Source organism: Virgibacillus sp. NKC19-3 (assembly GCF_019837165.1).
GTDB classification, from domain to species: domain Bacteria; phylum Bacillota; class Bacilli; order Bacillales; family Amphibacillaceae; genus Virgibacillus_L; species Virgibacillus_L saliphilus.
In genome coordinates this window covers 2,529,130-2,544,830 of the sequence record NZ_JAGYHC010000001.1, presented here as the reverse complement: position 1 = coordinate 2,544,830, position 15,701 = coordinate 2,529,130, and the positions used below count along the sequence as shown (strand labels likewise).

The following is a 15,701-nucleotide window of genomic DNA, read 5'->3' as shown; positions in this document are numbered from 1 at the left end:
CACTTGCGCTAAGCTATTGAATGTAATCGTACATTTATGTACTTACTTCGGCATTCGTGTCACTTGTTTCGGCTTTAATGCAGTTACTTCGGCATTCACGTCACTCGTTTCGGCATTAATATACGTACTTCGGTATTCATGCCATTCGTTTCGGCGTACGTCCCCAGTCGAATCGCATTTTTAATTTTATAAAGAACATTTGTTCCAATATTGCATGAAACATGGTATACTATAAAAAAGACGAATGAAAATGAGTGAAAAAAATGAGATTAATATTAGCTGAAAAGCCTTCCGTGGCCAAGAATATTGCCGATGCATTGAAGATTAAATCTAAGCAAGATGGTTATTTTGAAGGAAATAACTATATTATTACATGGGCATTTGGGCATTTAGTACAGCTTTATGATGCGAAAGATTATGATAGTAAAATGGCACGCTGGAAAATGGACAACTTCCCATTTATTCCTTCTGATTTTAAATATAAAGTAAAAAGTAATCCACGAAATAGGCAACAATTAAATGGTGGTGCAGCCAAACAATTAAAAACGATCCATTTTTTAATGAAACGGCAGGATGTTGATATGATTATTTCTGCTTGTGATTATGATCGGGAAGGCCAGATCATTGGTGACAGTATCATTTATCGTGGCGGGAAAAAGCCGAACAAAGAAGTGTATCGATTATTATTAAATGAATGGACGCAGGCAGAGGTTCTTCAAGGACTTGAAAAGTTAATTACCAATGAAACGATGAAACCGTTAAGAGATGCGGGTGTCAGCAGGCAATGGGCTGACTGGGTGATTGGAATAAATTTAACCTCTGTTGCTACATTAAAATACCAGAAAGGGAAGGGGAAAGCCCTTAATATCGGTAGGGTGCTACTTCCTACACTAAAAATTATTTATGATCGGGATAAGGAAATCGAAAATTTTGTTCCGGAAGACTATTTTAAGCTAAACGCAACTTTTCAAACAGAGGATGAACAGCAGTATCAGGGTACATATGTCGAAGAAAACAATGAGAAATTCAAAAAGAAAGAAGACTTGGAAATCATCTATAATGCTATTCAATATGAACATGGAAACATTATTGATAAGCAGATGAAAGAAAAGAAAGAATTTGCTCCTATTTTATTCAACCTTTCCAATTTGCAAGGTTATATTACGAATAAATATAAAGGATGGACATCTGATAAGGTTCTAAAAGTTGCCCAATCCCTTTATGAGAAAAAGTTTATTACGTATCCACGTACACCCAGTACTGCCATAGATGAGAGCCTTGTTGGAAAAACAGCTAAGGTACTGGAAACCCATGCAGAAGATCTTCCATATAAAGATGAAATCAAGTTCATGAAAACGAAAAGCGTATTTAATAACGCCAAAGTGGAAAGCCATAGTGCTATCACTCCAACCTATTTAAAACCCAAACGTCTCACAAACGATGAACAAATCGTTTATACAGCTATTAAAAACCGTTTCATCATGCAATTTATGCCGGTGGCTGTATATGAAGAGACAAAACTAACGACGAAAATAGGAGATGTAAAAGGAGAGTTTGTCTCAAAAGGAAGGGTGCAGCTCATTGAGGGGTGGAAAAAGGTTGAGAATATCGAATCCAAAGAGATTGTTTTACCTTCTGTTCAAGTCAAAGAGACTGTTTATCTTTTAGATGCAGCGGTCACGTCCCATGTAACCAAACCCCCAAAACATCATACGGAGCGAACCTTATTACGATTGATGGAAACATGTGGTAAGCATTTTAAAGAAGATGAGAGCGAGGAATTAGCGGGAAGTATTTTGGCAGGATTCAGTATTGGAACCCCTGCAACAAGGGCTGAAACAATCAAGAAATTAAAAGATGTAGGCTATATTTCCACGCAAGGTAAAAATCTGTTATGTACGCAGTTGGGTCGAAAGCTTGTAGAAACCTTTCCGGTTACAGACCTCTTTGACTTGGAGTTTACCGGCCGCTTAGAAAAAGTTTTATCAGATATACAAAATGGAAATGTCAGCAAGAAGGAATTTTTACATTTCATTTTTTCGTTTACGAATGAATCTGTGGAAACGATAAAGCGTGGAAAAGATGAAATTATTAATGAAGTTGCGGCAACCGGGAAAACAAATGAAGAGCTAGGCAGCTGCCCAGCTTGTGGTGGTAAGATTATAGAAGGTTATAAAGGTTTTGGCTGCAGCAATTGGAAAAGTGGTTGCAAATTTATGATTTGGAAGAATGACAAGTATCTGGCATCCATGAAGAAAAAACCAACAAAAACGCTTGTGAAAAATCTATTAAAAAATAAAAGGGCCTATGTAAAGGGGCTTACAAGCAAAAAGGGCAAAAAGTTCAATGCATATTTACGGTATGAGAAAAACCCGGATAATGATTATTATAGCTGGAAGATGGAATTTAAGAAATAGCTAGGATAAACTTGGGGTCAACATGCATTTTCTATATATAAATGCTTAAAACATCCTACATAGAGGAAAGAATAATTCAACAAACAGATAAAATGGTAAAAATGATCGTATGATACTAATACACCTCTAAAGAGAGAAGAAAAGATGAGGACTAGAGGCTGAGACAAAACAAACGTGTTTAACTAAAAAACGAATATTTCCGAAGCGATGTATGATCGGAATTTATTTGTTAAAAAGCTTTTGTCTCAACCTCTTTACTTTTTGTGCTTGCTCGTTGTTAGTTCATATCCTTTAATTTCACTTTTAAAATCTTTCCGCTGACAGTCTTAGGTAGCTCCTCCATAAAAGTAATGGTTTGTGGACATTTAAAATTTTCCAATTTCCCCCTTGAGAATTCTATTAATTCTTCTTCTGTAACCGTAGATTTAGTATACGGTACGACGAACGCATGAGAAATCTCTCCCCATTCTTCATGCGGGGAAACAATGACTGCAACCTCCTGTACTGCCGAATGTTCATATAATATACGTTCAACCTCAAGGGCTGATATATTGTATTCATTATTATTTATTGGATCATTTTTATGTTCTACGATGGTAATACGTCCCTGCTCATCCTTGGTTCCCATATCACCAGTGTACAACCATCCATCTTGATTTGCTTCTTTTCTATCCTCTGTAAACCCATTGCCTTTCACAATGATTTCGCCAATTTCCATTCCATTTGGTGCCACGTCTTTTCCGTGCTTATTTACAACACGCACCTCTGTATCGACCATTGTATCCCACCTTTATCTTCACATAAAGTTTAAAATTAACTATAACAAGTATAACATAATGTATGTAAGCGTTTCATTAAAAGTTTCTTTTCATTATGATGAAATTATACGATAAACCTATAATGAAAGAAATTCACAATATGAAAGTAGATTGTTATATTACGTACTGGCAGACGAATTAGCATTTGAAGAAACAACGTATATATGATAAATTAAAATAAATTTCAATTTTCAATTATGCATGCGATTTTCTTAATAACTTCTAGATATGGACGATGATATCAGAAACTTTTTTAAAGGAGTTACTAACATAATACTCTCATTGGGATAATAATTTCAAAGGAGGAGTGTTTTTAAAGCAGACATTCCTGATTTTTGTTTTTCTTCAACTCCTCCCAACGAACGCTGAACCAATTATCGTAGCACCAATATCACTTATTCTAATGATAGTTGTTATTTATATTTGTGATCATCTGCCAGAGAAAGTATTGCTTCATCATTTGATTTGATGGAAAAGCGGGGAAGAGTTATGTGTATTAAGTTTATGAGCTTTTAAACCATAAGGAACTATCCCCGAACACTTCAAAACGGATCTAAAGAACTGTTTCTATTTGTCTAGTATAGCTGTAACAGCATTTTAGCTATATGGAAGGAAGGGACATTATGATACAAAATGATGTACGATGTGAAAGAAAATTTACAAATGTAATTGAAAAGAATAGCAATATAAGCTTACAATAGGAATAGGTGCTAAAATTTGTTAAGGGGCGTTAGAATACTCCATATTCAACTCCGCTTATACTATTTCTAAATTGGTGTTGGAGAAATTGGAGAAAAACGACGAAAACCTCAATTTATTGAGGGAGGGAGGAAGTTACATGCAAAATCTAACAGGAAAAACAGCAATTATTACAGGAGCAAGCAGCGGGATAGGTGCTACGATAGCAGAACACCTTGCAAATGAGGGGGCAAATGTTGTACTTGCAGCCAGAAGGAAGGAAAAGCTTACTTCCGTTGCGAATAATATAAATGCTAAAGACGGGGGGGAAGCATTAGCTGTCCAAGTAGATGTTTCCAATCGCTCCGATGTGGAAAATTTAGTGAAACAAGCAACAAATGCCTACGGGGATATTGACATTTATGTAAATAATGCTGGTTTAATGTTACGTTCTGTTGTGCAAGAGGGTTATGTAGAAGATTGGGAAGATATGATTGATGTCAATATCAAAGGTGTTTTATATGGAATTAATGCAGTTTTGCCAAGAATGATAGAGTGTTCGCAAGGGCATATTGTAAATATATCTTCGGTCTCAGGACAAGAAGTAACAAAATCAAGCACCGTATACAGTGCAACGAAATTTGCAGCACGGGCTTTGTCAATGGGGATGGAAAAGGAACTTGCACGGACAGGAGTACGTGTAACAAACCTATCACCTGGTATGGTAGATACAGATCAGACGGCAGGCAATAAACCGAAAGACCGAAAACCATTGGAAACAGATGATATCGCTAAAGCTGTTGTATATGCAGTAACACAACCTGATTATGTGAATGTAAATGAGATAACCGTAAGGCCGGTGTGATAAAAAATAACTGCCAGTATTTTCATCTTTTACAGCTATTAATTAAATCATTCGCTTAATTATTGGAACTTTGGTATCATTGGTGTGAAATATGTCATAGTTATTTTTCAATAAGCGGTTTTTAGTAAATACAACTTTGTGAAATGATTCATTTTTTAAAATTGCTTATTACATAACAGAATAATTGGGGTTATAACAAAATGGAAGGGGAATATTTTATGAATACCAGTAAGCCAAAAATTGTAGTGCTCGGGGCAGGCTATGCGGGGTTGACAACAACGAAACGACTCATGCAGAAATTGCATCCGGAAGAAGCGGAGATTATACTCGTTAATAAACATAATTATCATTATGAATCGACATGGCTTCATGAAGTAGCTGCGGGTACAATTAATCCAAATCAGGCTCGTGTTATGATTAGCGATATTGTTAATCCAAATCGAGTTCGTCTCATTTATGATTCCGTTGTTGAAGTGAAAAAAGAAGAACAGCGCGTTGTACTCGAAAATAACGAGATCACATATGATTATCTTGTTTTCGCACTTGGATTTGAGTCAAATGACTTTGGGATTAAGGGAATGGATGAACATGCATTTGCGATTGAGGATATTGATTCCAGCCGCTTAATCAGTGAACATATGGAATATCAATTTGCAAAATATAAAATGGATGAGAATGCGGATGATGACAGTTTGCATATTATGGTTGGTGGTGCTGGATTCACCGGTATCGAACTGCTGGGTGAACTCGTAGAAAAAGTTCCGGAGCTATGTAAAAAATTTGATATCGATCGAAGTAAAGTTCGTATTATCAGTGTGGAAGCAGCACCATCTATTCTCCCTATGTTTGATAAAGACCTTGTAGACTATGCAAGAAAGTCGTTAGAAGATCGTGGGGTAGAATTTAGAATTGGTACTCCTATTTCTGAATGTACTCCGGAAGGATTTATCGTAGGCGATGACAAGGAATTAATTAAAGCAGGAACCGTTGTCTGGACGGGCGGCGTAAAAGGAAGTTCCGTCCTTGAAAAATCTGGATTTGAATTAACAAAAGGTAAAGTAAATGTGGATGCCGATCTTCGATTGCCTGGCGAAGAGAATATATTCGTTTTAGGAGATTGTTCATGGGTATGGGACAAAGAAGCAGATCGCCCGTATGGGCCAACTGCCCAGTTAGCAACACAGGAAGCTGATGTTGCAGCAAATAATGTAAAAGCACTGCTTACGAATCGCCCATTAGAAAACTTTGTATTCAAAAGTAAAGGTACGGTAGCGTCATTAGGTGTAACAGACGGGATTGGAACGGTATTTGATGATTACAAACTTCGTGGGAAATCAGCGGCTGCAATGAAAAAAGTAGTTGATAATCGTTCCTTATTCCTTGTAGGCGGAGCGAAATTAGTCCTGAAAAAAGGAAAAATACGTCCATTTTAATCATTTTAAATTTGTTACGTATATAAGCTATAATTAGAGGAGGTAAATTTTCAATGAAAAAAGGAGCCTTATGGGGATAGTACTTGTCCTCATTTCATTGGTAGGATATAGACTTGCAAGTGACTGTTTAGAGGATACAAGGGAATATAGATAAATGTAAGGAAAATTGACCATTTAGCGTAAGTGCCGGATGGTCAATTTTTAAATATAAATAACTGACAACAACTCATGTTTGAGGTATTATTTGACTGGGAGGTATTTATATGAGCGTGGGACTAATTATAATATTAATTATTTTATTTATCGGAGCTATCGGTGGGACATTTTTTGCTTTTAGACAGGAAGAAAATAAAATGAAAAAATATGAAGAAGAGGGAGAAACTGTGGAACAAGAATTAAAACGATCGCTCGATTATGAAACAACTTCTAAATCCAATATTACTACACAAATCTGGATTTATACAATTACCATTCTCGCAGCGTTAATTGCATTTGCCATTTATATTTTTTAGCCATAAGGACAGTGTATCCACGTCCTTATGGCTATTGTTTTATGCAGCACTGTTGTAAATCTTAGTCGCCGTAACCTTTAGTCATTTTTCTAACATTTTGTCATAAATCTTTTACGGTTAAGCACTTCCTTTCGTTATTACGTTCTCTTGTATTACTGAAAACAAGAATTCCTGATTATTTTTTTAACCTTTTTCTAATACTAGGATGAGGAGGTATAGTTGATGAAGAAAACCATAATTTTATCTATTCTTATACTACTTATCCCAGTAATGCATATTTCGGCGAATGAAGATGTCACGACCAACGATATAGCGCTGGAAAAAGCTGAAATCGAACAATATGCGCTTCCATTTTCAGGTAAGCTTTTCATTGATACGAAAAAACTCAATACCCTTATCGAAAATCTGGAGGAAAAAGTATATCAAGCGCCGGTTGATGCAACGTTGGATGAAAGAGGTGAAATCATGGAGGGGGAGCCTGGTTTTGCTTTAGATAAGGAGAAATTTCATAGCTTATTTCGGAAATTTTTTTATACAGATAATAACGAAAGATTAAAGGTGCCAAAAAGAAAAATCTATCCCAATGTAGATAGTGAACTGCTGGCTGAGATCAGTAACCAAGAGATAGGAAGCTATGTTACCACTTTTAAGGAAGGTAATGCCGAACGCTCACATAATATTGAACTTGCCGCAGAGGCTATTAATAACGTTGTCGTTTTTTCTGGAAAAACATTTTCTTTTAATGAGGTAGTAGGGGAGCGAACAGAGGAAAGAGGGTATATGCGTGCACCTGTGATTGTAAAAGGAGAACTGGCAGAAGATGTTGGCGGAGGGATATGTCAGGTATCTTCGACGCTTTATAATGCTGTTGATTTGGAAGGAATTGAAATTGTAGAGCGGTATGAACACAGCAGATCGGTTCCATATGTCCCGCCAGGACGTGATGCAACGGTTAGCTGGTGGGGGCCGGATTTTGCATTTAAAAATACGTATAATCAGCCCATTTTGCTGCGTGCAAAAGCAGAAAATGGGAACATGGTTGTTAGGGTATATGCTTCTGATACGATTGAAAACACTTCAAATGATCAGGATTCTTAAATGACAAGAGACTGGGACAAACGTGTTTTAATCTTCCCGTTGAGGTCTACGAATATTCCCTACGCTAAGTTTGGAAATATTCGTTTTTTAGTTAAACACGTTTGTTTTGTCCCAGTCTCTTCGTTAGTTTTGTTGTTGCTTTTGTCTTGCTTTAATCCAGTTAATTAGCCCACCATGTAAAACAATATCTTTTTGGCGAGGGGAGAGGGCGTGCTCTACTTTAATTTCTTCTCCATTTCCTTGTAGTTTAGCAATTAAATGATCACTTTGCTTCATTTGGTTTCGTACGTCATTAAATGTAAGTACGTCACCTTCTGCTAATTTATCGTAATCCGCTTCATCCGTAAATGTAAGTGGTAATATACCAAAGTTAATCAGATTTTGCCAATGAATCCTTGCAAAGTCTTTAACTAAAACAGCACGTAAACCAAGATATCTTGGTGCAAGGGCGGCGTGTTCCCGACTGGATCCTTGACCGTAATTATATCCGCCGACAATCGCATGGCCGCCTTTTTCCTTGCTGTTGAGTCCCCGCTCAACGTAGGTAGGGTCTACCGATTCAAAGGTGAATTTGCTGATTTCCGGAAGATTACTTCGAAATGGAAGGACACGCGCTCCACCTGCAAGAATTTCATCTGTGGATATGTTGTCGCCGACCTTTAATAATACGGGTATTTCCAATGTATCCGGAAGTGCATCCATTTCAGGAATGGACACGATATTTGCTCCTTTTGTTAACGTTACTTGTCTTGCTTCTTCAATAGGAAGCGGCGCATTCAATAACCCTTCGTCTACAGTTGCATTTTTAGCTTCCTTTACTTTTGGATAAGGGAAATCAAGCGTTCTTGGATCTGTGATTTTTCCCGTTAAAGCAGAGGCTGCAGCGACTTCTGGACCAGTGAGAAAGACACTGTCTTCTTTCGTACCTGATCTTCCTGGGAAATTCCTAGGCGTTGTTCGTAAGCTATTTCTGCCTGAAGCAGGTGCCTGCCCCATACCAATACAACCATTACAACCAGCCTGATGTAATCTGCCTCCAGCTTGCAAGAGACTTGCAATATGAAGTTCCTTTACAAGATTGGTTAACATTTGACGGGACGTCGGATTGATATCAAATGAAAGACCTGGTGCTATTGTTCTATCTTTAACAATTTCAGCAGCTATTGCAAAATCTCTATAACCGGGATTTGCTGATGAACCAATATAGGATTGGTAAATGGGTGTGCCTGCAACTTCGCTAACCGAGACTACATTTCCGGGACTAGTTGGTTTTGCGACTAATGGCTCCAGTTCAGAGAGATTAATTTCATCATGGAGATCATAGGTGGCATCTTGATCTGCCATCAGTTCCTCCCAGTCATCTGCACGGTTTTGCTCTGCTAAGAATTTCTTTACCTCTTTATCTGATGGAAAAACGGTAGTGGTTGCTCCAAGTTCAGCCCCCATATTAGCAATGACATGGCGATCCATGGCGGAGAGGTTATCAAGCCCCGGGCCGTAATATTCGATGACTTTTCCTACCCCTCCTTTTACATCATAACGACGAAGCATTTCTAGAATAACATCTTTAGCGCTCACCCAGTCTGGAAGTTTACCGGTTAATTTAACTCCAAATACTTTAGGCATTGTGATGTAAATAGGTTCACCTGCGATGGCCATTGCGACATCAATACCTCCAGCACCCATGGCAAACATACCCATGGATCCATTTGCAGGTGTGTGGCTGTCTGAACCGAGTAGTGTTTTACCTGGTTTTGCTAATCGCTGCATATGGACAGGGTGACTTACACCATTTCCGGGTCTACTGTAGTGAAGGCCGAAACGTTTAGCTGAGCTTTCCAGAAATAGATGGTCATCCGGATTTTTACTGTCAACTTGGATTAAATTATGATCCACATATTGAGCAGAGGCTTCTGTTTTTGCATAATCTAAACCCATTGCCTCTAACTCGAGCATAACCATTGTACCTGTGGCGTCCTGTGTTAATGTTTGGTCAATTTTTAGACCGATTTCCTCTCCCGGTTTCATTTCTCCTGATACAAGATGGTCTTTTATCAGTTTTTGTGTCACATTTAAACCCATAAATTATTCCTTCCTTTCATAACAGTTCTCCTTATAGTTTACCTCATACGCAGATAATTAAAACTAATAATATTTAGAAATTAGAAAGCCGGGCTTAGTATATAAGCCTCTGGCGGAGCCAGCATATGAGTCTTCTCCTTACTACAAAGTGCAACTTTACTTCTGCCTGCACCTGTGGCATCGCAATCAGTACTACTGAGCTGGTAATGTTATACTATGAAAAAGCTGTATTTTCGGTTAGAAAATACAGCCTGTTTTTCTATTTATGCTTCTTTGTGTGCTTCGATTTCTACATGAATTTTAACTTCATCTCCAACCAGAACGCCACCAGTTTCAACTGCAGTATTCCAGGTTAAGCCAAAATCTTTACGGTTGATTGTTGTTTCACCGCTGAATCCAGCAACTATATCACCGCTCATTGGATCTTTACTTTGACCTTCAAATTCAACATCAACTGTAACCGGTTTGGTCGTTCCAATTATTGTTAAATCTCCTGTGATATCATAGTTATTAGCTGATTTTTTCTTGATGTCAGTTGCAACAAAGGTGATGGTTGGATGATTTTCAACATCAAAGAAATCTGCTGAACGCAAGTGCTCGTCTCGTCCTTCTTGGCGAGTATTAATGCTGCTTGCGTCGATTTTTACTTCCACTTTTGAATCTGTGAGATCATCAACATTAGCTTCGATTTCAGCGCTAAAGTTATCAAACGCCCCTTTTGCTTTTGATATCATCATATGCTTTACGGAAAATCCAATCTCACTATGTGCAGTGTCTACACTCCAGGTTGTTTTTGTCATTATAAATCCCTCCATATATAAGTATGTAACACGCTGGTTACTTTATGTTACCTAGTATAAAATGATAAACCGATAATGTCAAGAATTAAAATTCTTCGTTTTCTTTTATAGGCAGAAAAACGATTTATGTGATTCGCCGTTCCAATATTGCAATGAATTGAAAATAATAGTATATACGTTATTTTCCTCTGGCAGTTAAGAAAATATACCTACTATCTTACTGTTCATTGGCTAAATTATCGGTCCTGGGACTTCGCTAAATGCCCGTCCTACCGAAGAGGCTTACGATAGTAAGTGCAGCGAAGTAAAGGCAAGGCAACCTTTATTACAGATTTTCCCGATACCGAGTTAACAAGGAGGTGAAACAATGGACAAAGGTACAATAATTCGTACCATTGCATTACTAGTAGCTCTTATAAACCAAATTCTTGTTTTATTTGATAAATCACCACTGCCAATCGATAGTGTATTTGTGGAACAATTTTTCTCTGTTTTATTTACGGTTATTGCTTCTTTAATCGCCTGGTTCAAAAATAATTATGTAACAAAAAAAGGACAGAGGCAAAAAGAAGCATTACTGGAGAAAGGTTTAACACGGCCTAAGAAATAAAGAACAGGAAATTTCTTCTTTTCTGTTCTTTATTTTAGGATGAAAATATTTTACTTTTCGTTATAATGGAAAGATAGGTTAAAATATTCTTTATTAAAGGAGAGCGATTGGATGCAACAAACGTATAATCCAACATGGGATTTGGATGTGATTTTTCCTGGGGGAAGCGAGTCTGCGGAATTTTTTACATATGTTCATAACTTAAGGAATGATATGGAAAGGCTTGCAGCAACTGTAGATAGATATAGGCCAGCCTCGGATGAAGAAAATATTCAAGATCTCATAGACATTGTTCAACAACTTGAAGATGTGAGGAAAAAAGTAACTGAAGCTTCTGCGTTTGTCAGTTGTTTAACTGCTCAAGATGTAAAGGACGAAAAAGCAAAACTTTTAGATGGACAGCGAAATGTTCTGAAGGCTGAAATGAGCGGGATAAAAACAAATTTTAATCAGAAGTTAGCCGCCATTGATGATGACATGTGGGATACCTTGTTAACCCAGCCGGAGTTAGCAGAACTTTCCTTTATTTTAAATGAAAGCAGGCAGCAGGCGAAAGAGCAGTTATCCGTAAAAGAAGAAATATTAATGAATGATCTTGCTGTTGATGGCTATGATGCATGGAATCAGATGTATGGAACGATTGTCGGAAATATGAGTGTAGAGATTGAAGAGAAGGGGGAGATCAAATTATATTCGGTTGGACAGGCTTCCAATAAACTAACCAATCCGGATAGATCCGTTCGTAAATATGTATCCAACCAATTGGATGAGGCATGGAGTAGTCAAGCTGATTTATTTGGTCAGACATTAAATCATTTGGCTGGTTTCCGTCTGCAGAAATATAAACACCGTAACTGGGAAAGTGTGTTAAAAGAACCATTAGCCCTTAATCGAATGAAAAAAGAAACCCTTGATGCGATGTGGACTGCTATCACGAATAAAAAAAGTCATTTTGTTGATTATCTGCAGAAGAAGGCAGAACTGTTGGGGTTGGAAAAATTAAGTATGTATGATGTGGAAGCACCATTAACAGATTCGGTTAAAACGTCGAGTTATACAGAAGGTGCGACATTTATTGTTGAACAATTTCGTGCGTTCAGTCCGAAAATGGCCGATTTCGCGCAAATGGCATTTGATAAACAGTGGATCGAAGCAGAAGATCGTCCAGGAAAACGACCAGGCGGTTTTTGTACAAGCTTTCCGGACAGTGAACAAACTCGTATTTTCATGACGTATTCCGGTACCCCGTCCAATATTGCTACACTTGCCCATGAACTTGGGCATGCATACCATCAACATGTCATGAATGACGTTAATGGATTGAATCAGGGATATGCGATGAATGTTGCTGAAACAGCTTCGACGTTTGCAGAAATGATTGTAGCTGATGCGTCTGTTAAACGTGCGAGGAGTAGGGATGAAAAGATGATGTTATTGGAAGATAAAATAAAACGCAGTGTGGCATTTTTCATGAATATCCACGCCCGGTTTATGTTTGAAAATCGTTTCTATGAAGAACGAAAACAGGGAATGGTCTCCGTCCAACGATTAAATGAATTAATGGTTGAGGCACAGAAAGAAGCGTATTGTGATTCAGTTAAGGATTATGATCCAAACTTTTGGGCATCCAAATTGCATTTCCACATGACAGGAGTACCATTTTATAATTTCCCGTATACGTTTGGTTATTTATTTAGTCTCGGTATCTATGCATATGCGAAGGAAAAAGGCGGTAGCTTTGAAGATGATTATATTGCATTGTTAAGGGATACAGGCAGTATGAATGTAGAAGATCTCGCAAACAAACATCTGAATGTAGATATAACGAAAACGGATTTCTGGGAAAATGCCATTCAGTTATGTGTGAATGATGTCGAAGAATTTTTAGCGCTATAACCTGCGGATGCGGTGTATGCATTGTCATTGTCTGCTATATGAGGTAGAATAGTAGGTAACAAAAAAAGTGAATGAAAAGCCTGCAGGGGGAGCCGTTTGGCTGAGAGTGAACAATTTTGTTCTGACCCTTCGAACCTGTTAGTTAGTACTAGCGTAGGGATGGTGGTTTTTTGATGGGATAAAAGTAATGTGAGCGGATTCCTCCATCAGGAAGTCTTCCCCTTGGCATTGCTTTTTTTGTGTAGATTGCTTTAAAAAGGGGAGGTAATAAAATGAGTTCCAACAAAATATTATTTTTAGTTGAGGTTGCAATTTTCACGGCACTAGCATTACTTCTGGATATTATCCCGGGTCTATCATTTAAAATATGGGCAATGGGTGGTTCGATTTCATTTGCCATGATACCTATATTTATCGTTGCATTTCGCTGGGGATTAAAAGGAGGGCTGTTATCCGGATTCCTATGGGGGATTATGCAGGTTGCTGTAGGTGTGTCCTATATTCTGCACCCACTGCAAGGCTTGATTGAATATGGGCTTGCTTTTACCGTTTTGGGTTTTGCAGGTGTTTTTGCTAAGCAAGTTCAGCAAGCAGTTAAAGAAGGTAGGACAAAAGCTTATCTTTCATATATTACGTTAGGAGTACTCTTGGGATCAAGTTTACGTTTTATTGCCCATTATGTTGCTGGTATTGTATTTTTTGAGTCGGCTATTGAGGGACAGCCTGTTTGGATCTATTCCCTCGTGTACAATATTTCTTATATGCTACCATCATTTATATTGTGTACGGCCATCGTGTTCTTTCTATTTCATAAGCAGCCGAGGACATTAGTGAAAACTGCTTAACAATTAATTATTCGCTCACATAAGAGGTTGGGACAAAGCAAACGTGTTTAACTAAGAAAACGAACATTACGGAAGCGATATATGTTTGGAATTTATTTGTTAAAAACACTTTTCCCGGCCTCTTACATTTATGAGAAGGAAACGATGAGTCGTGTTTATTTGTAGCGCTTTTCCTCTTCCATGCATAGGCTATAGAACTATTCATCATGGGAGGAAGCGTATATGGAGCTGACAATAGCTCATTGGTTATATGGTTTATTTACACTTGCGATTATAGGTACTATGATTTTTCGAAGAGGTGTTGTACTCCCTTCATTGTTAGGGACATTTATAATCGCTTGGGTATACAATGGAAGTATAATTGAAGGGTTTACAGCAATTTTCAATGCCAATCTTGTAGCAGCTCAAGAACTTTTTAGTATATTTTTAATTATTACCTTTATGTTGGCTCTTCTTTATTCTTTACGTGATCTTGGGGCAGATAGGAAAATGATTCAGCCTATCCAGAAGATGATGATTAATGGGCATGTGTCTTATTTTGTTCTTGTTGGCGTGACCTATGTGATTTCACTTTTCTTCTGGCCAACACCTGCTGTTCCTTTAATCTGTGCACTACTTGTTCCTGCTGCAGTACGGGCAGGCTTACCGGTCATGACTGCTGCGGTTGCGATTGCTATTGCCGGGCAGGGAATGGCGCTTTCCTCTGATTATGTGGTGCAAGTAGCACCTAGTCTGTCAGCAACCTCTGCTGGAATTGATACGACTTTGGTTGCGGATAAAGCATTGATTCTATCTTTCATAGCTGGAGGAACTGCGATTCTTTTAGCATATTTTCTTTATCGAAAGTCAATTCGTACGAAAGATGATAAATTAAATGACGTTGATCTGCAGAAATTACAATCTACAACGGAATCAACAAATAATCCAAAAACGTTACATTTAACGATGTGGAGTAAATTATTTGCCACTATAGTCCCATTAGTACTGGTTGGGGTAGTGGTTTATATGGTTTACGAAAAGCTTATCTCCGGAAGAATGAGTGGACTTGAAGGTGGAGATGGAGCTGCTTTTGTTGGTGGGGTTGCCGTGATTCTGTTGTTATTATCGACGGTAGCTTTTGGACGTGAGCATGCATTGGATTATATTACAAACCATATTACGGATGGGTTTGTGTTTGCTTTTAAAGCAATGGGACCGGTTATTCCAATCGCGGGCTTTTTCTTTCTGGGGAGTTCGGATTTTTCCGGGAATATCTTAAGTTTAGATGAAAATCCACCTGCATTATTGTTTGACCTTGTGCAATCCACTCAAGGATTTTTGCCTGAAAGCTCCTTGCTTGCTGCTTTTAGCGTATTGATCATCGGTATCATTACCGGGCTTGATGGCTCAGGATTCTCCGGACTACCGATCACAGGCGCATTGGCTGCTTCACTTGAAACGGGGACTATTGATGCTGGTACTCTTGCCGCCATTGGGCAATTGGGATCGATTTGGACTGGTGGTGGAACACTTGTCGCATGGTCATCACTGATTGCAATCGCAGGCTTTTGCGGCGTTTCTGTTATGTCACTGGTTCGTAAAAACTTTTTCCCGGTTATTCTCGGATTATTCGTATCAACGTTGGTTGCTGTACTTATTTTTTAACGA

General features: G+C 38.1%; 12 protein-coding genes and 1 riboswitch. Of the genes, 9 read left to right on the top strand and 3 right to left on the bottom strand.

The features are described from left to right. Positions 1 to 263 precede the first annotated feature (263 nt). Positions 264 to 2,417, top strand: coding sequence for a type IA DNA topoisomerase (locus tag KFZ56_RS12360; protein ID WP_222642227.1), 2,154 nt, complete (start codon positions 264 to 266; stop codon positions 2,415 to 2,417). A gap of 277 nt (positions 2,418 to 2,694) precedes the next feature. Here the strand turns inward: KFZ56_RS12360 and KFZ56_RS12355 are convergent, their stop codons facing one another. Then, the gene (locus KFZ56_RS12355; RefSeq protein WP_222642226.1) at positions 2,695 to 3,195 is read right to left on the bottom strand and encodes a class I adenylate-forming enzyme family protein; all 501 of its coding nucleotides are present in this window, start codon (positions 3,193 to 3,195) and stop codon (positions 2,695 to 2,697) included. A gap of 878 nt (positions 3,196 to 4,073) precedes the next feature. Between KFZ56_RS12355 and KFZ56_RS12350 the strand changes: the two genes are divergently transcribed. The 4 genes from KFZ56_RS12350 to KFZ56_RS12335 all read left to right on the top strand — a co-directional run bounded on the left by KFZ56_RS12350 (position 4,074) and on the right by KFZ56_RS12335 (position 7,821). Continuing rightward, positions 4,074 to 4,778, top strand: a complete 705-nt coding sequence (locus KFZ56_RS12350) for an SDR family oxidoreductase (RefSeq protein ID WP_222642225.1) — start codon at positions 4,074 to 4,076, stop codon at positions 4,776 to 4,778. 218 nt (positions 4,779 to 4,996) lie between these two features. Further along, positions 4,997 to 6,211: an NAD(P)/FAD-dependent oxidoreductase gene (locus KFZ56_RS12345; RefSeq protein WP_222642224.1), complete on the top strand. Its 1,215-nt coding sequence runs from the start codon at positions 4,997 to 4,999 to the stop codon at positions 6,209 to 6,211. 263 nt (positions 6,212 to 6,474) lie between these two features. After that, positions 6,475 to 6,723, top strand: a complete 249-nt coding sequence (locus tag KFZ56_RS12340) for a hypothetical protein (RefSeq protein ID WP_222642223.1) — start codon at positions 6,475 to 6,477, stop codon at positions 6,721 to 6,723. Between the two features lie 222 nt (positions 6,724 to 6,945). Beyond that, the gene (locus KFZ56_RS12335; protein WP_222642222.1) at positions 6,946 to 7,821 is read left to right on the top strand and encodes a VanW family protein; all 876 of its coding nucleotides are present in this window, start codon (positions 6,946 to 6,948) and stop codon (positions 7,819 to 7,821) included. Between the two features lie 123 nt (positions 7,822 to 7,944). Here the strand turns inward: KFZ56_RS12335 and KFZ56_RS12330 are convergent, their stop codons facing one another. Together KFZ56_RS12330 and KFZ56_RS12325 are read right to left on the bottom strand one after the other, a co-directional pair. Next, a complete protein-coding gene (locus KFZ56_RS12330; protein WP_222642221.1) occupies positions 7,945 to 9,903 on the bottom strand; it encodes an aconitate hydratase in 1,959 nt (652 codons plus the stop codon). Positions 9,904 to 10,166: 263 nt separating this feature from the next. After that, a complete protein-coding gene (locus KFZ56_RS12325; protein WP_222642220.1) occupies positions 10,167 to 10,703 on the bottom strand; it encodes a YceI family protein in 537 nt (178 codons plus the stop codon). A 367-nt stretch (positions 10,704 to 11,070) separates the two neighbouring features. Here KFZ56_RS12325 and KFZ56_RS12320 point away from each other — a divergent pair, with 367 nt between their 5' ends. From KFZ56_RS12320 to KFZ56_RS12305, 4 genes are all read left to right on the top strand, one after another. After that, positions 11,071 to 11,313 carry a phage holin gene (locus KFZ56_RS12320; protein WP_222642219.1) on the top strand — a complete coding sequence of 81 codons (243 nt, stop codon included), beginning with the start codon at positions 11,071 to 11,073 and terminating at the stop codon, positions 11,311 to 11,313. 111 nt (positions 11,314 to 11,424) lie between these two features. Then, positions 11,425 to 13,209, top strand: a complete 1,785-nt coding sequence (locus tag KFZ56_RS12315) for a M3 family oligoendopeptidase (RefSeq protein ID WP_222642218.1) — start codon at positions 11,425 to 11,427, stop codon at positions 13,207 to 13,209. Positions 13,210 to 13,284: 75 nt separating this feature from the next. Further along, positions 13,285 to 13,386: riboswitch (TPP riboswitch) on the top strand. 95 nt (positions 13,387 to 13,481) lie between these two features. Beyond that, positions 13,482 to 14,054: an energy-coupled thiamine transporter ThiT gene (gene thiT, locus KFZ56_RS12310; RefSeq protein WP_222642217.1), complete on the top strand. Its 573-nt coding sequence runs from the start codon at positions 13,482 to 13,484 to the stop codon at positions 14,052 to 14,054. 222 nt (positions 14,055 to 14,276) lie between these two features. After that, positions 14,277 to 15,698 carry a hypothetical protein gene (locus KFZ56_RS12305; RefSeq protein WP_222642216.1) on the top strand — a complete coding sequence of 474 codons (1,422 nt, stop codon included), beginning with the start codon at positions 14,277 to 14,279 and terminating at the stop codon, positions 15,696 to 15,698. Positions 15,699 to 15,701 lie beyond the last annotated feature (3 nt).